A 21977-nucleotide genomic window follows, 5' to 3' on the forward strand; every position below is an offset into this window, starting at 1 on the left:
GGCCCGCTCAAGGGCCGTGACCTGCACCGAGTCCGGGAACCAGACCATTTCCCGCACCACCGACAGCCCGCCGACATCCCCCATCGGCGGGCTGTCGGCCTGCTGTCGGCGGCCTGTCGGTGACGGCTGGTGCCATGGTCGGCATGACGCGAATCGACAAGAACCCCAGGAGCGGCCCGAACGCCGTCGAGGTCCGGGGACTGGTCAAGCACTACGGCTCGACCAGGGCTCTGGACGGTGTGGACCTCGACGTGCGCGAGGGCACCGTGCTCGGTGTGCTCGGCCCCAACGGCGCCGGCAAGACCACGCTCGTGCGCTGCCTGTCCACCCTGGTCCGGCCCGACGCCGGCCGCGCCGTCGTGGCGGGCTTCGACGTGGTGCGCCAGCCCCGGCAGCTGCGCCGCACCATCGGCCTGACCGGCCAGTACGCCTCGGTCGACGAGAAGCTCTCCGGCCGGGAGAACCTCTACATGATCGGGCGGCTGCTCGACCTGTCGCGCAAGGCGGCCCGGTCCCGGGCCGACGAACTGCTCGAGCGGTTCTCGCTCACCGACGCGGCCGGGCGCGCCGCGATGGACTACTCCGGCGGCATGCGGCGCCGGCTCGACCTGGCCGCCTCGATGATCGGCCGCCCGGCCGTCCTGTATCTGGACGAGCCGACGACGGGGCTCGACCCCCGTACCCGCAACGAGGTCTGGGACGAGGTGCAGCGGATGGTCGCGGAGGGGGCGACCGTGCTGCTCACCACCCAGTACATGGAGGAGGCCGAGCAGCTGGCCGGCGAGCTGACCGTCATCGACCGGGGCAGGGTCATCGCCCACGGCGGGGTGGAGGAGCTGAAGACCCGGGTCGGCGGGCGCACCCTGCAGATCCGGCCCTCGGACCCGGCGCACCTGCCCGCCATGACCCGGGCGGTCCGGGAGGCGGGGCTGGAGGGGCCCGGAGGCGTGCAGACCGTCCCGGACGAGGGGCTGCTGTGCGTACCGGTCCTCAGCGACGAGCAGCTGACCTCCGTCATCGGCCTGCTCGGCGCGCGGGGCTTCCCGCTGGCGCACGTCACCACCGTGCTGCCCAGCCTGGACGAGGTGTTCCTGGCCATCACCGGCGGGAAGAAGAACCCTTCCGCCGTCGACACGATCCCCGAGGAGGTCGCAGCATGAGCACGACGACCCTGTCCCCCGCTCCCGTCGGCCCGGCCCCGGCGGAGCCGGTCCACGACGAGGACCGGATCGGGCTGCGCGGCAACCTGCGCCACACCGGCGCGCTGGTCCGGCGCAATCTGCTCCAGATCAAGAAGGATCCGGAGTCGATGTTCGACGCCCTCCTGATGCCCGTCGTCTTCATCCTGCTGTTCGTGTACGTGTTCGGCGGCTCGGTCGGCGGCAGCATGGGCGGCGGCCGGCAGGAGTATCTGAACTACCTGGTCCCCGGGCTGATGTCGATGATGGGCGTGAGCATCGCCTCGGCGGTCGGCACCGGGGTCAACGACGACTTCCGCAAGGGCGTCATGGACCGGTTCCGGACGATGCCGATCGCCCGTTCCTCGGTCCTCGTCGCGAAGATCGTGGTCGAGCTGGGCCGGGTGATGGTCGCCACCCTGATCCTGCTGGGCATGGGCTTCGCGCTCGGCATGGAGCTCCGGAACCCGGTGCTCGGGCTGATCGGGGCGGTCGCGCTGGCGGCGGTGTTCAGCGCCGCCATCATGTGGATCTTCATCCTGCTGGGGCTCGCCATGAAGACGGCCCAGGCGGTTCAGGGGACGGGGATGCTCGTGCTGATGCCGCTCCAGTTCGGCTCCTCCATCTTCGCCCCGACCGAGACGATGCCGGGCTGGCTGCGGACCTTCACCGAGTACAACCCGCTGTCCAACCTGGCGGACGCGATGCGCGGCCTGATGATGGGCGGGCCGGTCGCCCACTCGGCGTGGGTGACGCTCGGCTGGGCCGCGGCGATCACCGCGGTGGCGGCGCCGCTCGCGGTGGCCAGGTTCCGCGGGAAGAGCTGACGGACGATCCCCCGGCCGACGCGGTCTCCCGGCCCGGCCGACGCGGTCCCCCGTCCCGGCCGCGAAGGGACCGGGCCGGGCCGGGCGGCCGGGACGCGCCGCTCACCGTTCCCGGTACGAGTTCCCGAGGGCGAGGGCCTCCTCCATGGAGAGGCCGCCGCCCTCCGCGTGCGCGGCCTCGTAGGCGGCCCGGCCGAGGACGGCGACGGCACCGCGTTCCGTCCGGTCCCGGTCGTCCCGCTCCGCCCAGGTCGGCACATGGCCCCGGGGCAGCAGTGCCCGGCACGCACCGAGCAGCCGGGCCGCGTCCGCGGCCCGCCGCTCCCCGCCGAGCCCGACCAGGGCCCGGGCCAGGACGACGAGATGGATGGCGGGCAGCTGGGGCACCATCATCCGCGTCAGCGGGTCGTGGGACTGCTCCAACGCCGTCAGGACCCGGCGCAGGGCGTCGGCGTACCGCTCGTCCTGGTTGTCCAGCCAGGCCAGTTCGCCCAGTACGAACCCGTCGAAGGCCGTCTCCGTCCCGGTGCGGAACTCCTCGCGCGCCGTGTTCATCTGCTCGCGCGCCTCGCCGGTCCGGCCGCTGCGGCCCAGCCACATGGCGAGGTGGAGGCGGGCGGCGGGCAGCACTTCGTGCGCGGCTCCCCCTTGCTCGGCGAGCACCTCCCGCAGGATCGCCTCGCCCTCCGCGCCGCGGCCCAGTTCGACCAGCGCGGAGGCGTACCGGGTGCGCAGCACCGCCACCTGGGCCCGGGCGTCGAGCCTGCGGGCGTGGCCGACGGCGGCCCGGAAGTCCTCGGCCGCCTGCGCGTGGTCGCCCAGCCGTTCACTGGCCTCGCCCCTGGAGGAGAGCGCCTCTGCCGCGCCCCAGTCGTCGCCGAGCCGGCGGAAGATCTCCAGGCCCTCGTCGGCGTTCCGCCGCGCCTCGGCCGCCCATTCGGGCCGGTTGGCCAGGACGTTGGCCCGCATGTGGAGCGCCGTGGCCAGCTCCCACTCGTGGCCGAGGTCGCGGCAGGCCCGGACCGCCTCGCCCAGCAGGCCCCCCAGGTCCGCATGCTCACCGGTGAGCATGACCGCGAAGAACCAGAACGAGGCCGGGACGCGGCAGGTCTGCGGCTGGCCCGCCCGGTAGGTCTTCGCGATGACGGCCAGCCGGGCCCTGCCCTTCTCGTCGTGCCAGGTCTCCCTGGTGTGGTCCACGCTGAGCAGGTGCACCAGGGCCACCTGGCGCCGCGCCTCCTGGAGCAGTTCGGGGTTCATGGGCGGCGGCGCGTCGGTGCAGCGCTCGTACAGGGAGGGCGCCGGCTCGGCGGGCGGGGCGAAGGGGTCGGGCCCCAGCGCGGCGGCCTCGGTGGCCCAGTGCAGCGCATCGACGCGCAGGTCGCGTATCTGCCAGTACCAGGCCAGCGAGAGCACCAGGCAGAGCGCCTCCTGTTCGTCGCGGGCGGCGACGGCGTGGCGCAGGGCGGTGCGGAGGTTCTCGTGCTCGCGCTGGAGGAGCTCGATGGCGGACCGCTGTCCGGCGCCGCGCAGTTCGGGATCGGTGGTACGGACCAGCTCCCGGAAGTGCACCAGGTGGCGCCGCTCCACGGCGTCCCGTTCGCCCGCCTCGTCGAGCCGTTCGGCGGCGTACTCGCCCACGGTCTCCAGCAGCCGGTAGCGCATGGCGCCGTCCGCGGCGGGCGTGGCGACGACGAGGGACTTGTCGACCAGCGAGCCGAGCAGCCCGGCGACCTCGCGCGCGTCCCGGGGGCCGTCCGCGCAGACCTCCTCGGCCGCGGCCAGGGTGCAGCCGCCGGCGAAGACCGACAGCCGGCGCAGCACGGCGCGCTCGGGTGCGTCCAGGAGGTCCCAGGACCAGTCGACGACGGCGCGCAGGGTCTGCTGCCGGGGCAGTGCGGTGCGGGCCCCGTTGGTGAGCAGCCGGAACCGGTCGTCGAGCCGGTCGGCGATCTGGCGCGGGGTGAGCATCCGCAGCCGGGCGGCGGCGAGTTCGATGGCGAGCGGCAGCCCGTCGAGGCGTCGGCAGATCTCGGCGGCGGCGGCCGCGGTGTCCGGGTCCGCGTCGGTGCGGAAGCCGGGCCGGGCCGCCGCGCCGCGGTCGGCGAGCAGGCGCAGCGCCACCGGGCCGGGCAACGGGTCGACGGGGCGGACCAGTTCGCCCGGGACGCCCAGGGGTTCCCGGCTGGTCGCGAGCACCGTCAGCCGGGGGCAGTGGGCGAGCAGGTGGTCGGCGAGGGCGGCGGCGGCCCCGACGAGGTGTTCGCAGTTGTCCAGGAGCAGCAGCATGCGGCGCCTGGAGCAGTGCTCGGTGAGGCGTACGAGGGGGGTTGCCGGGTTCCGTTCGGCGGCCCGCAGCCCCTCGGCGCCCGCGCCGCGCAGCACGGTCTCGCGGGCGCCGAGCGCGGTCAGCACGGCTTCCGGTACGGCCTCGGGGTCGTCGAGGGGGGCGAGTTCGGCCAGCCAGACCCCGTCCGGCCAGGCGTCCGCGACGGATTCGGCGGCCTCCTGGGAGAGCCGGGTCTTGCCCGCGCCGCCGGGGCCCAGGAGGGTGACCAGCCTGGCGTGCGCGAGGTCGTGGTGCAGGGCCCCGATGTCGTCCTCGCGCCCGACGAAACTGGTGAGCCTGGCCCGGAGGTTTCCCCGCGGTGCGGTGGGGGTTCCGGTGCGGGCGGGCGGCACCGGGGGCTGCGGGGCGGGCCGGGGCGCCGGTTCCTGGTGGAGCAACTCGGCGTGCAGCGCCCGCAGTTCGGGGCCGGGGTCGGTGCCGAGCCGGTCGGCGAGCAGGGTGCGCACCTCGTCGTGGGCGGCCAGTGCCTGGGCCGTGCGTCCGGCATCGCGCAGGGCCCGCAGCCGCAGTGCCTGGAGCGGTTCGTCGAGGGGGTGCTCGGCGCACAGGGCGACGAGTTCGGGCAGGACCTCCTCCGCCCGGCCGAGCGCGAGGGCGGCGCCGAGCCCGCCGCGTCGGGCGTCCAGGCGGCGGGCCTCCCAGCGGGCCTCGGCGGCGCGCCGGTCGGACAGGTCGGCCAGGACCGGGCCGCGCCACAGGGCGAGCGCCTCGTCGAGGGTGCTCAGGGCCTTCGCCGCGTCCCCCTCGGCCAGGGCCCGGAGGCCCTCCGTCGCGAGCCGTTCGAAGCGGTGGAGGTCGATCGCGTCCGGTTCGGCGGCCAGCCGGTAGCCGTTTTCCGCGGAGGCGACCGCCGCGTGCCCGAGGGCCCTCCGGAGCCGTCCGACGAGCGCCTGGAGGGCGCCCACCGCGTCGGCGGGCGGGTCTCCGTCCCACACCTCGTCGACGAGCACGGCGGTCGGGACGGTGCGGCCGGCGCGCAGTGCGAGGGCGGCGAGCAGGGCGCGCAGCCGTGCCCCGCCGAGGGCGACGGCCGTGCCGTCGTCGCGGAATGCCCGAGTGGTCCCGAGGATGCAGTAGCGCACCCGCCCATTCTCCGCGACCGACGCCGGAAGCGGCGGAACCGGGACGCGGGCCGCCGGCGCGCGGGGTACGGGTACGGGCGCGGGCGTACGAGTGCGGGTGCCGAGGCGCGGAACCACCGGCCCGGCGCGGGGCGTTCACGGGACGTCGGTGCCGTGCCGCCGGTACGGTCGACCGGACCCGCCACCCGCCGCCTCGCCCCTTGGCCCCTCCAAGTCCCCGCCTCCCCGCGCGTCCGTCAGGAGTCCGCCGATGAGCACCGCAGCAGCCCGCAGCGACCGGCGGATCAGTCCGGTCTTCCTCGGCATCGCCGCCGTGGCGGCGGCCGCGGGCTGGGCGGTGTGGACGGACACCGGATATCCCTACGGGCTCGCGGTCTTCGTCTTCGTCACGGCGGCGTGGGTGGTCTCGCTCTGCCTGCACGAGTACGCGCACGCCCGCACCGCGCTGCACGGCGGGGACACCTCCGTCGCCGCGAAGGGCTACCTCACGCTCGATCCGCTCCGTTACACCCATGCGCTGCTCAGCATCGTGCTGCCGGTGCTGTTCGTGATCATGGGCGGTTTCGGGCTGCCCGGCGGGGCGGTCTTCATCGAGCGGGGCCGGATCCGCGGCCGCTGGAGGCACAGCCTGGTCTCGGCGGCGGGCCCGCTGACGAACGTGCTGTTCGCGCTCGTGTGCACGGCACCGTTCTGGCTGCACGCGCTGGACGGCGTCCCGAGGGAGTTCCGGTACGCGCTGGCGTTCCTGGCCCTGCTCCAGGTCACCGCGGCGATCCTGAACCTCCTGCCGGTCCCGGGGCTGGACGGGTACGGGGTGATCGAGCCCTGGCTGTCGTACCGGATCCGTCGCCGGGTGGAGCCGTTCGCGCAGTTCGGGCTGCTCGCGGTGTTCGGCCTGCTGTGGATCCCGGAGGTCAACGAGGTCTTCTTCGGCGCGGTCCACGGGCTGCTGGAGGCGCTGGGCGTGGACCGGCTCGGCGCGGAGTGCGGCCGGGCCGCCTACCAGTTCTGGGAGAACTGGAACGAGGAGTACCCGGTCTGTGCGACGGCCCCCTGAGCGGGACCGGTGGTCAGCCGGCGGACTGGGCGGCCCGTACGCGCTGCCGACGCAGGTGGAACCACGCCATGTTGGACGAGAGCCCGACCAGCAGCACCCAGACGATCCCGAGCAGGAGGCTGCCCCGGACGAACGAGATCACCGCCGCGGCGACGGCCAGCAGGCAGACGACGGCGGAGTAGAGAGCGAGTCGGGGCATGGGGAGCGGCTCCTGTCCGGAGTGGTGCACGGGTCTCCTCCAGTGTCCCCCATGCCCCGTTCCGCCCGTCGCCGGGCCGGTCCGGGGGGCCTCGGCGCGGCCCCGGCTCAGATGTCGGTGACGCGGAGCCCGGCGTGCGCCTTGTAGCGGCGGTTGACCGAGATCAGGTTGGCGACCAGCGACTCGACCTGGTGGGCGTTGCGCAGCCGTCCGGCGTAGATGCCGCGCATGCCGGGGATGCGGCCCGCCAGCGCCTGGACGGTCTCGACGTCGGCGCGGACCTCGCCCAGCACCATCACGTCGGTGTCGATCTCCTCGATGGCCTCGTCCTGGAGCAGCACCGCCGAGAGGTGGTGGAAGGCGGCGGTGACCCGGGACTCCGGCAGCAGGGCGGCGGCCTGCTCGGCGGCGCTGCCCTCCTCGGGCTTCAGGGCGTAGGCGCCCTTCTTGTCGAAGCCGAGCGGGTTGACGCAGTCGACGACGATCTTGCCCGCGAGTTCGTCGCGCAGCGACTCCAGGGTCTTGGCGTGGCCGTCCCACGGCACGGCGACGATCACGACGTCGCTGCGGCGGGCGCACTCCGCGTTGTCCGCGCCCTCGACGCCGTGGCCCAGTTCCCCGGCGGCGGCCCGGGCCCGGTCGGCGGCCCGGGAGCCGATGATCACCTTCTGTCCGGCGCGGGCGAGCCGGTAGGCCAGTCCGCGGCCCTGCGGCCCGGTCCCGCCGAGCACGCCGACGGTCAGCCCGGAGACGTCGGGGAGGTCCCAGGGGTCCTTGGCGGGGGGCTTGGCCGCGCCACCGTTGTCATTCGTAGTCATGGCTCCGACATTAGCCGGACCGGTGACCGGGGCCCCCTGGCGCCCCGGTGCCCCCGTTCGGCTGGTCCGGTGCCGTTCCCCGGCGCGGGGCACGGGTGCCGGGGCATGATGCCGGGCCATGGATGCCGTACGTGTCGCCCTGCTGCGCGAAGTGCTCGCCGGGACCGAGTGGCCCGCCGCGACCCGGAGGTTCGCCGGGGCGCTGCGGTCGTCCGTCGTCCCGCACGGCGGCGGGCTGCTGCTGGTGGGGACGGCGGAGTACGAGCCGTGGCACCTGGCGGCCCACCTGGTCGACGAGTCCGCCTGGTCCGGGCTGCCGGAGCTGGTGCCCACCCTGGTGCGGCACCGGGTGGAGCCGGGCGGCCCGGCGCACCTGGCGGTCGGCCTGGGCCGGATCGAGGCGGCCGGGCGGGGCGAGACGCTGCTCCTGGTGGCCCCGGAGCGGCCCGGGGAGGGGCTGCTGGAGCGGGTGCACGACGCGCGGCGCGCCGGGGCCACGGTGCTCTCGCTGGACGGCGGCGACCCGGAGGTCCGGGGGCTGGCCCACGAGACGCTCGCGGTGACCGGTGCCGACGACATCGACCTGGACACCGTGCAGCACCTGGTGAGCGCGGCCGCCGGGGAGAACAGCGCGCCCGCGCCGCGCGGCCGTCGCGGCTTCCGGGACCGGCTGTCCCGGCTCGTCGACCAGCTGACGGCGCCTCCCCCGCCCCGCTGGTGAACCACGGGCCGGAGGACGACGGCCCGTCCGCAGCCACCACAGCACCAGCCGCCACCGCCGCCCCCGCGAAAAGTTGTTGCACCGTGCGAGCGCCGCGTCGGAGCATGGCCCCTCGTGACCCCTGCCCCGCCCCCGCCCGCCGCGTCCCCGGCGGCCCGGCTCCTCGCCCTGCTGCCCGACCTCACCCCGCTGCGCTCCCACGCCGACTTCCGGCTGCTGTGGATCCAGGGCCTGGTGACGTACTTCGGCAGCTTCATGGCCCTGATCGCGCTGCCGCTCCAGATCAAGGAGCTGACGGGTTCCCCGCTGGCCGTCGGCGCGATGGGGGCGGTGGAGCTGGTGCCCCTGGTCGTCTTCGGCCTGTACGGCGGGGCGCTGGCGGACGCCGTGGACCGCCGCAAGGTGATCCTGGCGACGGAGGCGGGGCTGGGGGTGCTCGCCCTGATCCTCCTGGTCAACGCGGCGCTGCCGAGTCCGATGCTCTGGCCGCTGTACGTGGTCGCGGCCGGGGTCTCCGCGCTCTCCGGGCTCCAGCGGCCGGCGCTGGACTCCCTGATGGCCCGGATCGTGCCGCACCAGCAGCTGACCGCGGCCGCCGCGCTGAACTCGCTGCGCTGGCAGTTCGGCGCGATCACCGGTCCGGCGGTGGCGGGGCTGGTGGTCGCCTACGCCGGGCACGCCACGGCGTACACGGTCACGGTGGTCACCTTCGCCGTCTCCGTGCTCCTGTGCCTGCGCCTGGCGCCCGCGCCACCCGTCCGGGACAACGCGAAGCCTTCGCTGCGCGGGATCGTGGAGGGCGCGAAGTACGCCTGGAGCCGGCCGGTGCTGCTGGGGACGTACGCGGTGGACATGGCCGCGATGTTCTTCGCCTTCCCGAACGCGATCTTCCCGTTCCTGGCGGACGACCTGGGCGCCGACTGGTCGCTGGGCCTGATGTACGCCGCGGACTCGGTCGGGTCGCTGCTGCTGGGGCTGACCAGCGGCTGGACGGCGCGGGTGCGGCGGCACGGACTGCTGGTGGTGTTCGGGGCCGCGGTCTGGGGGCTGGCGATCGCGGGGGCCGGGTGGTTCGGCAACGTATGGCTGGTGCTGGTCTGCCTGGCGGTGGCGGGCGCGGGCGACATGCTCAGCGGGCTCGGCCGCTCCACGATCTGGAACCAGACCATTCCGGAGGAGCTGCGGGGCCGGCTGGCGGGCATCGAGGTGCTCTCGTACAGCGTCGGACCGCAGCTGGGTCAGGTGCGGGCCGGTGCGATGGCGGGCTGGACGGGGACCAGGGCGGCGATCTGGAGCGGGGGCGTGGCCTGTGTGGCCTCGGTCGCGCTGCTCGCCGCGACCCTCCCCAAGCTGCTCACGTACGACTCCGAGACCGACGAGGACGCGGTGCGCAGGCGGGCGCAGCGCGAGGCCGAACAGGTGGAACGGGCCGGGCCGGGCGGCGCGGAGGCCAGTGCCTCCGGCGCCTGAGCGACGGGAGCCCGGGGCCGGCCCCGAAGGACCCGGCCCCGGGCTTCCCGGGCGGCTCCGGCCCGGCCGGCCCGGCGTCTTTCACGCCTCCGGGTCCGTGGGGGTGTCCCGGTCGTGCCACTTGGGGTCGTTCTCCCACTCCAGATTCCGTTCCCGCGCGGTGTCCATCGCGTGCTGCGCCTCCTGGCGGGTGGCGTACGGCCCGAAACGGTCCTTGGCCGGGCACTCGGGGCCCTCCTCGACCTTCTGGTGCTGCAGGCAGTAGAACCATTCACCCGGCTTGCCCACGGTGCGCTTCTTGAACAGGGCCATCACGGCTCCTTCCCTCGGGGCCATGCTGCCCCAAGCGCGCTGGTTAGACTCGCTGACATGTCTGGCCAGTCGCTGCTCGTACCCGGGGAGATCACTCCCATCCGCACCGTTCCCGGAAACATCCGGCGCCCCGAGTACGTGGGCAAGCCGGCCCCGACGCCGTACACCGGTCCGGAGGTCCAGGACGCCGACACCATCGAGCGCATGCGCATCGCGGGCCGGATCGCCGCGCAGGCGATGGAGGAGGCCGCGAAGCACATCGCACCGGGCGTCACGACGGACGAACTCGACCGGGTCGCCCACGAGTTCATGTGCGACCACGGGGCCTACCCGTCGACGCTCGGCTACCGGGGCTTCCCCAAGTCGCTCTGCTCCTCGCTGAACGAGGTGATCTGCCACGGCATCCCGGACTCCACGGTGCTGCGCGACGGCGACATCGTGAACCTCGACGTGACGGCGTACATCAACGGCGTGCACGGCGACAACAACGCCACGTACCTCTGCGGCGACGTGGACGAGGAGTCCCGGCTCCTCGTGGAGCGCACCCGGGAGGCGCTGAACCGGGCCATCAAGGCGGTCCGGCCGGGGCGGCAGGTCAATGTGATCGGGCGGGTCATCGAGTCGTACGCCAAGCGCTTCGGCTACGGGGTGGTGCGGGACTTCACCGGGCACGGGATCAATTCCTCGTTCCACTCCGGCCTGATCATCCCGCACTACGACAGCCCGCACGCGACCACGGTGATGAAGCCGGGTATGACGTTCACCATCGAGCCGATGCTGACGCTGGGCACCCACGACTACGACATGTGGGACGACGGCTGGACCGTCGTGACGAAGGACCGCAAGCGCACCGCCCAGTTCGAGCACACGCTGGTGGTGACGGACACGGGCGCCGAGATCCTGACGCTCCCGTAGCGGTTCCGCCGGTCGTCCCGCCGGTCGTTCCGCGGAAGTCCCCTGGAAGCCCCACAGAAGTCCATAGAAGTCTCGCGGAAGCGGCCGTCCTCCCCGGGCGGCCGCTTCCGCATGTCCGCCCGCGGGCCCTCCACCTCCCCGAGGAGCGGAACCAGGCGTATCGTTTTTACCGACAGCCTGTCGGAAACTTTCCCGACAGAACGTCGGGAAGCTGTTGACTTAGGTAAGCCTAAGTAGCAGGATCGGGGATGTCGACAGCAGCCTCCGCACGGGGGCCGCCGTCGGTGTTCCCCTCTCTTCCCCGGACTTCCCGTCCCCCTCGGCCCCGGAGGCCCGCCTTGGACGCAACCACCGCCACCCCCTTCTCGACGCTCATCCGCACCGCCTCGCACGAGCAGCACACCGAGGCGGAGACCTCGTCCTTCATGAGTGACCTGCTGGGCGGGCGGCTCGGGGTGGACGCCTACACGCGCTACACCGAGCAGCTGTGGTTCGTGTACCGGGCCCTGGAGGAAGGCGCGCGGGAGCTGGGCACCGACCCGGTGGCCGGACCGTTCATACGGCCCGAGCTGATGCGCACCGCCGAGCTGGAGCGGGACCTGGCCCATCTGCGGGGCGCCGACTGGCGCGCGGGCCTGGAGCCGCTGCCCGCCACCGCCGCGTACGCCGCCCGGGTCGCCGAGTGCGCCCGTTCCTGGCCCGCGGGATACGTCGCGCACCACTACACCCGCTACCTCGGCGACCTCTCGGGCGGCCAGATCATCCGCGACCGGGCGGAGCGCACCTGGGGCTTCGCGCGAAAGGGCGACGGTGTGCGGTTCTACGTCTTCGAGCAGATCCCCAACCCCGCCTCGTTCAAGCGGGACTACCGCGAGCTGCTGGACGGGCTGGACGCGGACGACCTGGAGAAGCAGCGCGTCATCGACGAGTGCAAGCGCGCGTTCGCGCTGAACACGGCGGTGTTCCGGGAGCTGGGCGAGGCGTTCCCGCTCAGCGCGTAGCGTCCGGACGGCGCGGCGGACGGTGGCGACCGGAGTACGGCGGTCGCCCCGCCCGCCGCGTCGTCATGCGCCCGGCCCGTGTTCGGCGCGTGTCCGGCCGGGGCCGGCCAGCGCGACGCGGCCCCCGATCTCCACCGTGCCGTCGGGGGCGGGCGCGGTGAGGATCTGGGAGCCGCGGCCCTGGATGATGTTGAGGGCGCGCCCCAGGTGCGCGCTGAGCAGCAGGGCCGCCGCCCCCGTCGCCTCGTCCTCCGCGATCCCCCCGGTGCAAGCCCCGGCTCCACCGGAGCGGCTGGCGCCGCGCTCATCGATACGCCTGGGGAAGGCCCTCGCCCTGACCCGGCCCGCCGCCTCGTCCTCCCAGGCCCACGCGTACAGCCAGCCCTCGCCCGGCGGGGGCCCGGTCAGCGCCTCGACCTCGGCGACGGACGCGTACCGTTCCAGCAGGCGCGGCGGCGCCCACTCGGGGCGGGCGGAGATCCAGGTGAACTCCCCGTCCTGGCGGGCGAACACGTCCCCCACCGGCAGTTCCAGGATCTCCAGGTCGAGCAGCCAGGCGGCGCCGACGAGCGGATGCCCGGCGAAGGGGAGGCGGAGCCCGGGGGTGTAGATGTCCACGTGGCCGCGCTCGGGGTCGTCGACGAACACGGTCTCGCTGAACCCGAGTCGGCGGGCCAGCTCCTGCCGGGACGCCTCGTCGGGGTACGTGCGGCCGTCGCGCACGACCCCGAGGGCGTTGCCGTGCCTGCCGTCGGGGCCGCAGAACACCCGCAGTACGTCGATGCCTGCGGGCATGTCGAAGTCGCTGTCACTCACGTGCGCATTCAAGCATCCGCCCGGGCGCCGGCCGTGCGAACGGTCCGTCACCCGGGCGGGGCCGCCCCCCTTCGGGGCGGGCGGGTCAGGCGGTGCGGCGCCGGCGGGCGGCGACCACGACCCCGGCACCGGCCGCCACGACGACGCCCGAGGCGGCGATCAGCGCACCGGCCGGGAGGTCGGAGCCGGTGGCGGCGAGGGCACCCGAGCCCCCGACCGTCCCGCCGACCGACCCACCGGTCGATCCGCCGCCCACGCTGCCGCCACCGGTGGTGGTCGCGGCGCCTCCCGCGGTGCCGGTGCCGCCCGCGGTGCCGGATTCGCCCTCGGCGCCGGGGAGTTCGGCACCCTTTTCGAGGGCGACCGCGATGGTCGGCGCGTCGAACTGCTCGCCCTTGCGGTACATCCCGGCGAATGCCCCGGCCCCGTCGGCGGTGAGGGTCGCCGGGATGCCGGAGAGCTTCAACACGCCCTTCTTCGCGGCGAGTTCGCCTGCGGGGAGCTTCAGGTCGGCGACGGCGAGGCCGGTGCGCACCGAGACCTCCTTGGTCTTGCGGTCCTTGGAGGTGACGTCCGCGACGAGCGTGCCCTTCGTCCCGTTCACCCGGACCTCCAGGTTGGTCAGGGAGAGGTCGAGGGCGTACTCGCCGTTCTCCTCGTGGCCCAGGAAGCGGACCTTGCCGTCGAACTTCGCGGTGAGGGTCTGCTCAGTGGCGTCGAAGCGGCCGGTGGCGCCGGGGAAGCGGTAGCCGCCGGCGGAGGCGGTGGCCCCGGCCGTCGTCTCGATCCGGCCCTGGGCGAGCGGGCCCGTGACGTACGCGCGGAACGACTTCTTGACGCCCCAGTCCAGGGTGCCGTCGAGGATCTCGCCCGGCTCGGCGGCCGGTTCGCCGGAGGAGGAACCGGACGGGTCGGGGGACGGGGCGGTGGACGAGGTGGGGCCGCCGCTCGGCTCCGTGGAGGGGCCGGTGGAGGGCTTCGTGGACGGTTCCGTGGACGGGCCGGTGGACGGCTTCGTGCTCGGGTCGGGGGACGGGGGTGCGACCGCCTTCACCGAGAGGGTGGCCGGGTCGAGCGCCTCGCCCTCCTTGTACTGGCCCTGGAACGCCTCGGCGCCGGCCTTCGTCAGCGTCGCCGGGATGTCCGCGAAGACCATCGCGCCGTCCGCGCCCCGGCCCGGCTTCACCCCGGAGAGGTCCAGGGCCGCGAACCTCACGTCGTCGCTGGTGCCCTTCGGGGTGGTGACGTCCATGGTGATCGCGCCCTCGGCGCCGGCCGTGGCGAGCTTCACGTCGGAGAGCGTGATGTCGAGCGCGCCGTCGTGGGCGTAGAAGTGGACGCCGCCCCCGAAGGCGGTGTCGGTGGCGTGCGTGGCCGTGTCGTACGTGCCCTTGCCGTCGGCGAAGGTGAACACGCCGTTGCCGGCTGCCTGGGTGGCTCCGTCCCGGACGGTGATCTTCCCTCCGGAGAACGGCGCGGCGAGGTACTTGCGGAAGGACTCCTTGACGCCCCAGTCCAGGGTGCCGTCCTTCAGTTCCAGCTTCGGTGCCGCCGCGGCACCGTCGGCGGTCGTGGTGGTCGTGGTGGTCGTGGCCGCGGTCGCGGGAAGGACGAGCGCGCTCACGCCGAGGGCGGCCGCCGTGGCGACGGCGGCGGCGAGGGCTATGGGGCGGCGGGTGGCTGCCATGGTGGTGGGACTCCTCTGGGGGACGGAACGGGGTGGAGGAAGGGAAACGGGGGTGGGGCGGGGCGGGTCCTAGTCGGCGTTCCGCCGGGCGCCGCGACGGCGGGCGAGGTACAGGGCGCCCCCGGCGGCGGCGAGTACGGCCGCGCCTCCGATGACCGGGTACAGGCCGGTGCCGGGACCGGAGTCGGCGGCCGGGGCGGCCTTCTTCACCAGCGGTGCGGACGGCTCGGTGGACTGGTCGGGGGACGGGTCGGGGGCGCTGCCCAGGTCGGGCAGGGCGGGCAGTTCGGCCCCGGCGTCGACGGCCACGGCCAGCGAGACCGGGTCCATCGCGGTGCCCTTCCGGTAGAGTCCGCCGAACGCCTCGGCGCCCTGGGCGGTGAGGGTCGCGGGGGCCTCGGTGAGGACCGCGAGGCCGTTCTTCGGCTCGAAGTCCTTCGCGGTGAAGGTGACCAGCGGGACGGCCTTGCGCCGGTCGCCGTCGCCGCGCACGTCGGCCCGCAGCGTGCCCCTGCCCTTCTCGATCCGGACCGCGACGGCGGACAGTTCCAGATCGAGCCCGTCGGCGGCGGTGAAGCGGACGCTGCCGGCGAAGTCGGCGTCCAGGGACTGCCCCCGGGGGTCGTACGTGCCCTTGCCGCGCGGGAAGCGGAAGAGCGCGCCGCCGTCCCGGGCGCCGTCGGCGAGGGTCCATTTCCCCTTGCCGACGGCGCCCGTGACGTATTCGCGGAAGGTGCGGCGGACGCCCCAGTCGACGGCGGCGTCCTCGAAGCGCCCCGCGGCCCTGCCGGTGCCGCTCTTCTTCGGTTCCGGCTTCTTCTCCTTCTTCTCCGGGGAGGGGGAAGCGGCCGGCTTCCCCGCCGGGGCGGTGCTGTCCACGGAGAGGCTGACCGGGTCGAGCGGGGTGCCCGCCGTGTAGTAGCCGGCGAACGCCCTGGCACCCTGCGCGGTCAGTGTCGCGGGGACGTCGCGGAGGGCGATGGGGGTGGAACCGCCCTTCATGTCGATCCCGGACAGGCCGAGCGTGGCGAGCGGCACCTGGGCGGCCGAGGTCACCCGGCCGCTCCCCCGGTCCTTGCTGACCATGTCGGCGTACACGGTGCCGCTGCCGCCCGTGATGCGGACGGTGGGGCGGCTGATGGTGAGGTCCAGTTCGTGGCTGCCGTCGGCCTTCCTGTGGCCAACGAAGTGAACCCCGCCGGAGAAGGACGAGCCGAAGGCCCCGGTCGCCGGGTCGTAGGAACCGGTGGCGGAGTGGAAGCGGAACCGGCTGCCGCCGGCCGTGGCGGCGCCGCCGGTCAGGCTCCAACTCCCGTTCGCCACGGGGCCGGTGACATAGCTCTGGAAGGAGGACTTGATGCCCCAGTCCAGCCTGCCGCCCTGCACCGGGCGGGCCGCCGCCTGCGCCTCGACGGCCGGGAGCAGGGCCGCCGACACCGTCGCGAGGAGCGCGACGGCGAGTGCGCGGGCAGGTCTGGACGGCAGCATGGAACCCCTCCGAGGTCTGGAAAGTCAGGTAAGGCTAACCTAAGCTACACATGTCTCGCGGTGGTACCCCCTTTCACCACATCACTCGCGAACCATGACCAACGCCCCACCGCAGAACGACAGGACGGTGCCCCAGTGCGCTTCTCGCAGGACTTCGCCCCACCGGGCCAGGGCGGCGACCGGCGGCCGGGGCGCCGGCCCGGCGGAGCCCGGGGCCCGCTGGGGGCACTGGCCGCCGGGCTCGCCCTGGCCCTCGCCCTGACCGGCTGCGGCGGCGACGGCACCGGTACGGAGGACACCCGTACCGGAACCGGCGCCGCCGCTCCGGAGCGGGCCGTCGACCGGGTCGAGCCGCTGGCCACCACGCCCGAACCGCGGCTGCCCGCCACCGTGAAGTCCGCCGACGGCACCCGGGTCACCATCGGCTCCGCGGACCGGATCGTCCCGCTGACCGGCGGCCTGAGCGAGATCGTCTTCACGCTCGGCCTCGGCGGGCGGGTGGTGGCCCGCGACATCACGGCCACCTTCGAACAGGCCGCGGAGCTCCCGGTGGTGACCCGCGCGCACGACGTCTCGGCGGAGAGCGTGCTGTCGCTGAAGCCGACCGTCGTTCTGGCCGAGACCACGACCGGACCGGCGGAGGCCGTCGAGCAGATCCGGGACGCCGGCATCCCGCTGGTCGTCGTCGCCCCCGCCAAGGAACTCTCCGACGTCGACCGCCGGATCGACGCCGTGGCGGCCGCCCTGGGCGTACCGGACTCCGGCACCGAGCTGAAGACCCGGACCCGGTCCCGGATCGAGGCGGTCCAGGAGTCCGTGCCCGCCCCCGCGAAGGGCCGGGGAAAGCCCCGGGTCGCCTTCCTCTACCTGCGCGGCTCCGCCTCCGTCTACCTGCTGGGCGGCCGGGATTCCGGGGCGAGTTCGCTCCTCGAAGCGGCGGGGGCCGTCGACGCCGGAAAGGCGTCCGAGCTGAAGAAGGACTTCACCGCCATCACCAGCGAGGCACTCGCGAAGGCCGCGCCCGACGCCATCCTGGTGATGCGCAAGGGGCTCGAATCGGTGGGCGGCGTCGACGGGCTGGTGAAGATCCCGGGCATCGCCGAGACCCCGGCCGGGATGGACCGGCGGATCGTCTCCATCGACGACGGGGTGCTGCTGAACTACGGTCCGCGCACCGACCGGGTGCTGAGCGACCTGATCGCACAGCTCCACCCGGAGGACGGGGCCGACGGATGACCACCGCCTCCCCGGATCACATCCGCTCCGACGCCACCACGCCACCGGAGCACCCCCGTTCCGGGGCCATCACCTCCCCGGAACACATCCGCTCCAACGCCACCACGCCACCGGACCACCCCCACTCCGAGGCCACCACCTCCCCGGAACACATCCGTTCCGACGCCACCACGCCGCCGGAACGGCCTTCGGCGCCGGGGGCCCGGCGCCCCCGCACCCTCGTCCTGACCGCCGCCCTGCTCGCCGCGCTCGCGGTGGCCTGCCTGCTGTCCGCCGGGCTCGGCGCGTACCACATCCCGCTCGGCGACGTGCTCGCCTCCGTCCAGCACCGGATCGGCCTGGGCGGGGCCGCGCTGGACCGGGTCGGCGAGAGCGTGCTGTGGAACGTACGGCTCCCCAGGGTCGTCCTCGCCCTGCTGGTCGGGGCCTCGCTGGGCTGTGCGGGCGCCCTGATGCAGGGCGTGTTCGGCAATCCGCTCGCCGAGCCCGGGGTGATCGGGATCTCCTCCGGGGCCGCCGTCGGCGCGGTCGGCTCGATCGCGCTCGGGCTGACCTTCCTCGGCAACTGGACCATCACCGTCTGCGCGTTCGTCGCCGGGCTCGCGACCGTGCTGCTGGTGTACGCGCTGTCCCGGTCGGGCGGGCGGACGGAGGTGGTGACGCTGATCCTCACCGGCATCGCGGTCAACGCCTTCGCGGGCGCGCTGATCGGGCTGTTCGTCTTCTTCGCCGACAACGCCCAGGTCTCCCAGATCACCTTCTGGCAGCTGGGTTCGCTGGCCCAGGCGACCTGGCCGAAGGTGCTCGCCGTGCTGCCCTGCGCGGTGCTCGGGCTGCTCGTCGCGCCGTTCCACGCCCGGAAGCTGGACCTCCTCGCGCTCGGTGAGCGGCCGGCCCGGCATCTGGGGGTCGACGTCGAGCGGCTGCGGATCGTGCTGGTGCTCGTCGTGGCGCTGCTGACCGCCGCGGCGGTGGCGGTCGCCGGGATCATCTCGTTCGTGGGGCTGCTGGTGCCGCATCTGCTGCGGATGGCGAACGGCCCCGGGCACCGCTTCCTCCTGCCCGGCAGCGCGCTCGGCGGGGCCCTGGTGCTGGTGGTGGGCGATCTCGCGGCCCGTACCGTCGCGGCCCCCGCCGAACTGCCGCTCGGTGTGCTGACCGCCTTCTTCGGCAGCCCGTTCTTCTTCTGGCTGCTGCGCAGGACCCGTCGCAAGCAAGGTGGTTGGGCATGAGGACCCCGAGGAATCCGTTCCGGGTACGCGCACGGCGCCTGCCGCCCGCTCCCGTCCCCCACGGCTCCCCCGTCGTCGAGGCGCGCGGGCTGCGGGTGCGGCTGGGGCAGCGGCCGGTGCTCGACTCCATCGACCTGACCGCGCACGCGGGCGAGGTGCTGGCGCTCGTCGGGCCCAACGGGGCCGGGAAGTCGACCCTGTTGGCCGCGCTGGCCGCCGACCTGCCCGCCGGGAGCGGCGAGGTCCGGATCGACGGGCGCCCGGTCGCCGACTGGTCGGCCGCCGATCTGGCGCTGCGCCGGGCCGTGCTGCCGCAGTCCGCCGCGCTGTCCTTCCCGTTCCCGGTCGAGGACGTCGTCCGGATGGGACGGGCGCCGTGGGCGGGCACCGCGGGGGCGGACGAGGACGACGCGGCCGTCGCCGGGGCGATGGCCGCGACCGAGGTCACCGACTTCGCCCCGCGCCCCTTCTCCGCGCTGTCCGGCGGCGAGCGGGCCCGGGTCGCCCTGGCCCGGGTGCTGGCGCAGCGCGCCCCGCTGCTGCTGCTCGACGAGCCGACCGCCGCACTCGACCTGCGCCACCAGGAACTGGTGCTGCGGGTCTGCCGGGAGCGAGCCGCGGCGGGGGACGCGGTCGTGGTGGTGCTGCACGACCTGGGGCTGGCCGCGGCGTACGCGGACCGGGTGGCCGTGCTGAACGGCGGACGGATCGCGGTGGCGGGCCCGCCCGGCGAGGTGTTCACGGACGGGCTGCTGGGCGAGGTCTACCGGCAGCCGGTCGAGGTGTTCCCGCACCCGCGGACCGGGGTGCCCCTCGTCGTACCGACCCGCCCCCACCCGGACCGCCCGGACCGCCTCGACCACCGCCCGGACCGCCTCGGGCCCGCCCGGACCGACCGGACGGAACCCAAGGGGGCTTGACCACTGCTTGACCATCCCATGAGCCCTTCGTGGGGTGCCCGTGAACTCCTCATGGGGCACTCGTGATCGCCCCGTTCCCGGGCTCCGGGGATGAGAGCTGAATCACTGCACGGGTGGGTACCGGTCAGGTAAGCCTCGGTTAAGTTAGGTCCGCCTCACTGGCCTTTGTCCGACCTTCCACCCTTCTCCTCCCAGCCTCCGTGGAGCCCTCATGCGAGCCGTTCGTCTCTCCGTCGCCACCGCCGCCGCGACCGCGGCCGCCCTGACCGCCGTCACGGGCTGCGCGGAGAAGAGCGACGGCAAGGGCGACGGCGCCGTGCGGGTCGTCGCGAAGGACGACGCCTGCGAGGTGTCGAAGAAGGAGCTGCCGGCCGGTCACGTCGAACTGGCCGTGGAGAACAAGGGTTCCAAGGTCACCGAGGTCTACATCCTCTTCCCCGACGACCGCATCGTCGCCGAGCGCGAGAACATCGGCCCCGGCACCAAGGCGAACATCACCGCCGAGGTAAAGGCCGGTTCGTACGAGATCGCCTGCAAGCCCGGCATGAAGGGCCACGGCATCCGGCAGAAGCTGAAGGTCACCGGCGGCACCGCGGTCAAGCGCAGCCCCGAGATGGACAAGGCGGTCGCGGAGTACCGCACCTACGTCCAGGCCCAGGCCGACGAGACGCTGCCGAAGGCCAAGAAGTTCACGGACGCCGTCGCCGCCGGTGACATCGAAACCGCCAAGAAGCTCTACGCCGACTCCCGGCTCGGCTGGGAGCGCACCGAGCCGGTCGCCGAGTCCTTCGGCGACATCGACCCGAAGGTCGACATCCGCGAGGACGGCCTGGAGGACGGCCAGAAGTGGACCGGCTGGCACCGCCTGGAGAAGGCGCTGTGGCAGGACAAGAAGTTGGGCGCCGAGGAGAAGGCCCTCGCCCCGCTCCTGTACAAGGACCTGCTCGACTGGCAGAAGCGGGTCGGCACCGCGGAGATCACCCCGACCTCGATGGCCAACGGTGCCAAGGAACTCCTCGACGAGGTCGCCACCGGCAAGGTCACCGGTGAGGAGGAGCGCTACAGCCACACCGACCTGGTCGACTTCAAGGGCAACGTCGAGGGCGCCCAGAAGTCCTACGAGCTGCTGAAGCCGATCGCCACGAAGAACGACGCGGCCCTGACCGCCGACCTGGACAAGCGGTTCGCGGAGCTGAACACGCTGCTGGACAAGTACCGCGCGGACAAGGACTCCTACGACTTCACCTCGTACGACAAGGTCGGCAAGGCGGACCGCAAGGAGCTGTCGGACGCGGTCAACGCCCTGGCCGAGCCGCTGTCCCGGCTCGCCGCCGCGGTCACGAAGTAACGAGCGGGAGGGCTCTGGTCATGTCCGGACAGACACCGGCCGGCGAAACCCCGAAGCGGACCTCCGGCCCCGCCCCGTCCCGGCGGGCGCTGCTGGGCTGGGGCGGTGCCGGGCTCGCGCTCGGCGCGGTCGCGGCCGGCGGCACGGTCGCCGCGGTGCGGTCCGGCGACCCGGCGGTACCGGCCGCGGACAGCGGCGCGGCGGTGCCGTTCCACGGCGCGCACCAGGCCGGCATCGCCACCGCCGTGCAGGACCGGCTGCACTTCGCCGCGTTCGACGTGACGACGAAGGACCGGGCCGAACTGGTCGCGCTGCTCAAGGAGTGGACGCGGGCGGCCGAGCGGATGACGGCCGGTCACGCGGTCGGCGACGGGGCGTACGGCGGCCCGGCCGAGGCGCCGCCGGACGACACGGGCGAGGCGCTGGGGCTCAAGCCGTCCCGGCTCACGCTCACCGTCGGCTTCGGCCCCTCGCTCTTCGCCAAGGGCCGGTTCGGTCTGGAGGAGCGGCGTCCCGCCGCGCTCGTGGACCTGCCGAAGTTCCCCGGCGACAACCTCGACGCGGCCCGCAGCGGCGGCGACATCTGCGTCCAGGCGTGCGCGGACGACCCGCAGGTCGCGGTGCACGCCATCCGCAACCTGGCCAGGATCGGCATGGGCCGCGTCGCGATCCGCTGGTCCCAGCTGGGTTTCGGCAAGACGTCGTCCACGACGCCGGACGCCCAGACCCCGCGCAACATGTTCGGCTTCAAGGACGGCACCCGGAACATCTCCGGCACCGACACCGCCGCCCTGGACAAGCACGTGTGGGTCGGTGCGAAGGACCGGGCGGACTGGATGACCGGGGGTTCGTACCTGGTGGCCCGCCGCATCCGGATGCACATCGAGACCTGGGACCGCGCCCCGCTCCAGGAGCAGGAGGACATCTTCGGCCGCGACAAGGGCGAGGGCGCCCCGGTCGGCAAGCCCTCCGAGCACGACGAGCCGTTCCTGAAGGCGATGCTGCCGACCGCGCACGTGCGGCTGTCCCACCCGGACAGCAACGACGGCGCGACGATCCTGCGCCGCGGCTACTCCTTCACCGACGGCACCGACGGCCTGGGCCGACTCGACGCCGGGCTGTTCTTCATCGCCTACCAGCGCGACACCCGCAAGGCGTTCATCCCGCTCCAGCGGCGCCTCGCGGCGCACGACGCGCTCAACGAGTACATCCAGCACGTGGGTTCGGCGCACTTCGCCGTCCCGCCGGGCGTCCGCGACAAGGACGACTGGTGGGGCCGGGCGCTGTTCTCGTAACGGGTCGAAACGGAAAGGAGAACCG

18 protein-coding genes and 1 pseudogene are annotated in these 21977 nt (G+C 73.9%); 12 read left to right on the top strand and 7 right to left on the bottom strand.

Annotated elements, in window-relative coordinates:
- Positions 1 to 134: 134 nt before the first annotated feature.
- Together OCT49_RS08615 and OCT49_RS08620 are read left to right on the top strand one after the other, a co-directional pair.
- Positions 135 to 1160: an ATP-binding cassette domain-containing protein gene (locus tag OCT49_RS08615; protein ID WP_283851299.1), complete on the top strand. Its 1026-nt coding sequence runs from the start codon at positions 135 to 137 to the stop codon at positions 1158 to 1160.
- Positions 1157 to 2005, top strand: a complete 849-nt coding sequence (locus OCT49_RS08620; RefSeq protein ID WP_283851300.1) for an ABC transporter permease — start codon at positions 1157 to 1159, stop codon at positions 2003 to 2005. Before OCT49_RS08615 ends, OCT49_RS08620 begins: the two co-directional genes overlap by 4 nt.
- A gap of 102 nt (positions 2006 to 2107) precedes the next feature.
- Here the strand turns inward: OCT49_RS08620 and OCT49_RS08625 are convergent, their stop codons facing one another.
- Complete coding sequence (locus OCT49_RS08625; protein ID WP_283851301.1) at positions 2108 to 5437, bottom strand: ATP-binding protein; 3330 nt, start codon at positions 5435 to 5437, stop codon at positions 2108 to 2110.
- A gap of 250 nt (positions 5438 to 5687) precedes the next feature.
- On the opposite strand from OCT49_RS08625, the gene OCT49_RS08630 reads away from it, so the two are divergent.
- Positions 5688 to 6494: a site-2 protease family protein gene (locus OCT49_RS08630; protein WP_283851302.1), complete on the top strand. Its 807-nt coding sequence runs from the start codon at positions 5688 to 5690 to the stop codon at positions 6492 to 6494.
- A gap of 13 nt (positions 6495 to 6507) precedes the next feature.
- On the opposite strand, the gene OCT49_RS08635 is transcribed toward OCT49_RS08630, so the two are convergent.
- Together OCT49_RS08635 and npdG are read right to left on the bottom strand one after the other, a co-directional pair.
- Positions 6508 to 6693: a hypothetical protein gene (locus OCT49_RS08635; protein WP_283851303.1), complete on the bottom strand. Its 186-nt coding sequence runs from the start codon at positions 6691 to 6693 to the stop codon at positions 6508 to 6510.
- A 107-nt stretch (positions 6694 to 6800) separates the two neighbouring features.
- The gene (npdG, locus tag OCT49_RS08640; protein ID WP_283851304.1) at positions 6801 to 7511 is read right to left on the bottom strand and encodes an NADPH-dependent F420 reductase; all 711 of its coding nucleotides are present in this window, start codon (positions 7509 to 7511) and stop codon (positions 6801 to 6803) included.
- A 118-nt stretch (positions 7512 to 7629) separates the two neighbouring features.
- Here npdG and OCT49_RS08645 point away from each other — a divergent pair, with 118 nt between their 5' ends.
- On the top strand, positions 7630 to 8232 hold the full coding sequence (locus OCT49_RS08645; protein WP_283851305.1) for a hypothetical protein: 603 nt from the start codon (positions 7630 to 7632) through the stop codon (positions 8230 to 8232).
- Positions 8233 to 8346: 114 nt separating this feature from the next.
- Positions 8347 to 9702 carry an MFS transporter gene (locus tag OCT49_RS08650; protein WP_283851306.1) on the top strand — a complete coding sequence of 452 codons (1356 nt, stop codon included), beginning with the start codon at positions 8347 to 8349 and terminating at the stop codon, positions 9700 to 9702.
- Between the two features lie 81 nt (positions 9703 to 9783).
- Here OCT49_RS08650 and OCT49_RS08655 read toward each other — a convergent pair whose 3' ends face one another.
- Positions 9784 to 10014, bottom strand: coding sequence for a hypothetical protein (locus OCT49_RS08655; RefSeq protein ID WP_148834717.1), 231 nt, complete (start codon positions 10012 to 10014; stop codon positions 9784 to 9786).
- A 57-nt stretch (positions 10015 to 10071) separates the two neighbouring features.
- On the opposite strand from OCT49_RS08655, the gene map reads away from it, so the two are divergent.
- Together map and OCT49_RS08665 are read left to right on the top strand one after the other, a co-directional pair.
- Positions 10072 to 10929, top strand: coding sequence for a type I methionyl aminopeptidase (gene map / locus OCT49_RS08660; RefSeq protein WP_283851307.1), 858 nt, complete (start codon positions 10072 to 10074; stop codon positions 10927 to 10929).
- Between the two features lie 338 nt (positions 10930 to 11267).
- Positions 11268 to 11930, top strand: coding sequence for a biliverdin-producing heme oxygenase (locus OCT49_RS08665; RefSeq protein ID WP_283851308.1), 663 nt, complete (start codon positions 11268 to 11270; stop codon positions 11928 to 11930).
- Positions 11931 to 11993: 63 nt separating this feature from the next.
- Here OCT49_RS08665 and OCT49_RS08670 read toward each other — a convergent pair whose 3' ends face one another.
- From OCT49_RS08670 to OCT49_RS08680, 3 genes are all read right to left on the bottom strand, one after another.
- Positions 11994 to 12725 (bottom strand): PhzF family phenazine biosynthesis protein, encoded by a 732-nt coding sequence (locus tag OCT49_RS08670; RefSeq protein WP_283855718.1) that lies wholly within the window; start codon positions 12723 to 12725, stop codon positions 11994 to 11996.
- A 106-nt stretch (positions 12726 to 12831) separates the two neighbouring features.
- Positions 12832 to 14433 (bottom strand): HtaA domain-containing protein, encoded by a 1602-nt coding sequence (locus OCT49_RS08675; RefSeq protein ID WP_283851309.1) that lies wholly within the window; start codon positions 14431 to 14433, stop codon positions 12832 to 12834.
- 69 nt (positions 14434 to 14502) lie between these two features.
- On the bottom strand, positions 14503 to 15921 hold the full coding sequence (locus OCT49_RS08680; protein WP_283851310.1) for an HtaA domain-containing protein: 1419 nt from the start codon (positions 15919 to 15921) through the stop codon (positions 14503 to 14505).
- 135 nt (positions 15922 to 16056) lie between these two features.
- Here OCT49_RS08680 and OCT49_RS08685 point away from each other — a divergent pair, with 135 nt between their 5' ends.
- The 5 genes and pseudogenes from OCT49_RS08685 (at position 16057) to efeB (ending at position 21952) form a co-directional block, all read left to right on the top strand.
- The gene (locus OCT49_RS08685; protein ID WP_283851311.1) at positions 16057 to 17157 is read left to right on the top strand and encodes a heme/hemin ABC transporter substrate-binding protein; all 1101 of its coding nucleotides are present in this window, start codon (positions 16057 to 16059) and stop codon (positions 17155 to 17157) included.
- Positions 17154 to 18389 carry an iron chelate uptake ABC transporter family permease subunit gene (locus OCT49_RS08690; RefSeq protein ID WP_283851312.1) on the top strand — a complete coding sequence of 412 codons (1236 nt, stop codon included), beginning with the start codon at positions 17154 to 17156 and terminating at the stop codon, positions 18387 to 18389. The genes OCT49_RS08685 and OCT49_RS08690 overlap by 4 nt, the downstream gene beginning before the upstream one ends.
- Positions 18386 to 19219: pseudogene (locus OCT49_RS08695) on the top strand (heme ABC transporter ATP-binding protein); the annotation flags it as partial. The gene OCT49_RS08690 and the pseudogene OCT49_RS08695, both read left to right, overlap by 4 nt.
- Positions 19220 to 19520: 301 nt before the next feature.
- Positions 19521 to 20657 carry an iron uptake system protein EfeO gene (efeO, locus tag OCT49_RS08700; protein WP_283851314.1) on the top strand — a complete coding sequence of 379 codons (1137 nt, stop codon included), beginning with the start codon at positions 19521 to 19523 and terminating at the stop codon, positions 20655 to 20657.
- Between the two features lie 20 nt (positions 20658 to 20677).
- Entirely contained in the window at positions 20678 to 21952 is a 1275-nt protein-coding gene (gene efeB / locus OCT49_RS08705; protein ID WP_283851315.1) for an iron uptake transporter deferrochelatase/peroxidase subunit, read from the top strand.
- Positions 21953 to 21977: the final 25 nt, after the last annotated feature.

This window comes from Streptomyces sp. ML-6 (assembly GCF_030116705.1).
Classification (GTDB): Bacteria; Actinomycetota; Actinomycetes; order Streptomycetales; family Streptomycetaceae; genus Streptomyces.

Excerpts from the sequence above, each read along its gene's own strand:
- OCT49_RS08635 (WP_283851303.1), bottom strand. The coding sequence starts at position 6,693 with ATGCCCCGACTCGCTCTCTACTCCGCCGTCGTCTGCCTGCTGGCCGTC.
- efeO (WP_283851314.1), top strand. The coding sequence starts at position 19,521 with ATGCGAGCCGTTCGTCTCTCCGTCGCCACCGCCGCCGCGACCGCGGCC.
- OCT49_RS08670 (WP_283855718.1), bottom strand. The coding sequence starts at position 12,725 with ATGCCCGCAGGCATCGACGTACTGCGGGTGTTCTGCGGCCCCGACGGC.
- map (WP_283851307.1), top strand. The coding sequence starts at position 10,072 with ATGTCTGGCCAGTCGCTGCTCGTACCCGGGGAGATCACTCCCATCCGC.
- OCT49_RS08655 (WP_148834717.1), bottom strand. The coding sequence starts at position 10,014 with ATGGCCCTGTTCAAGAAGCGCACCGTGGGCAAGCCGGGTGAATGGTTC.
- npdG (WP_283851304.1), bottom strand. The coding sequence starts at position 7,511 with ATGACTACGAATGACAACGGTGGCGCGGCCAAGCCCCCCGCCAAGGAC.
- OCT49_RS08675 (WP_283851309.1), bottom strand. The coding sequence starts at position 14,433 with ATGGCAGCCACCCGCCGCCCCATAGCCCTCGCCGCCGCCGTCGCCACG.
- OCT49_RS08645 (WP_283851305.1), top strand. The coding sequence starts at position 7,630 with ATGGATGCCGTACGTGTCGCCCTGCTGCGCGAAGTGCTCGCCGGGACC.
- OCT49_RS08620 (WP_283851300.1), top strand. The coding sequence starts at position 1,157 with ATGAGCACGACGACCCTGTCCCCCGCTCCCGTCGGCCCGGCCCCGGCG.
- efeB (WP_283851315.1), top strand. The coding sequence starts at position 20,678 with ATGTCCGGACAGACACCGGCCGGCGAAACCCCGAAGCGGACCTCCGGC.
- OCT49_RS08690 (WP_283851312.1), top strand. The coding sequence starts at position 17,154 with ATGACCACCGCCTCCCCGGATCACATCCGCTCCGACGCCACCACGCCA.
- OCT49_RS08680 (WP_283851310.1), bottom strand. The coding sequence starts at position 15,921 with ATGCTGCCGTCCAGACCTGCCCGCGCACTCGCCGTCGCGCTCCTCGCG.
- OCT49_RS08630 (WP_283851302.1), top strand. The coding sequence starts at position 5,688 with ATGAGCACCGCAGCAGCCCGCAGCGACCGGCGGATCAGTCCGGTCTTC.
- OCT49_RS08615 (WP_283851299.1), top strand. The coding sequence starts at position 135 with ATGGTCGGCATGACGCGAATCGACAAGAACCCCAGGAGCGGCCCGAAC.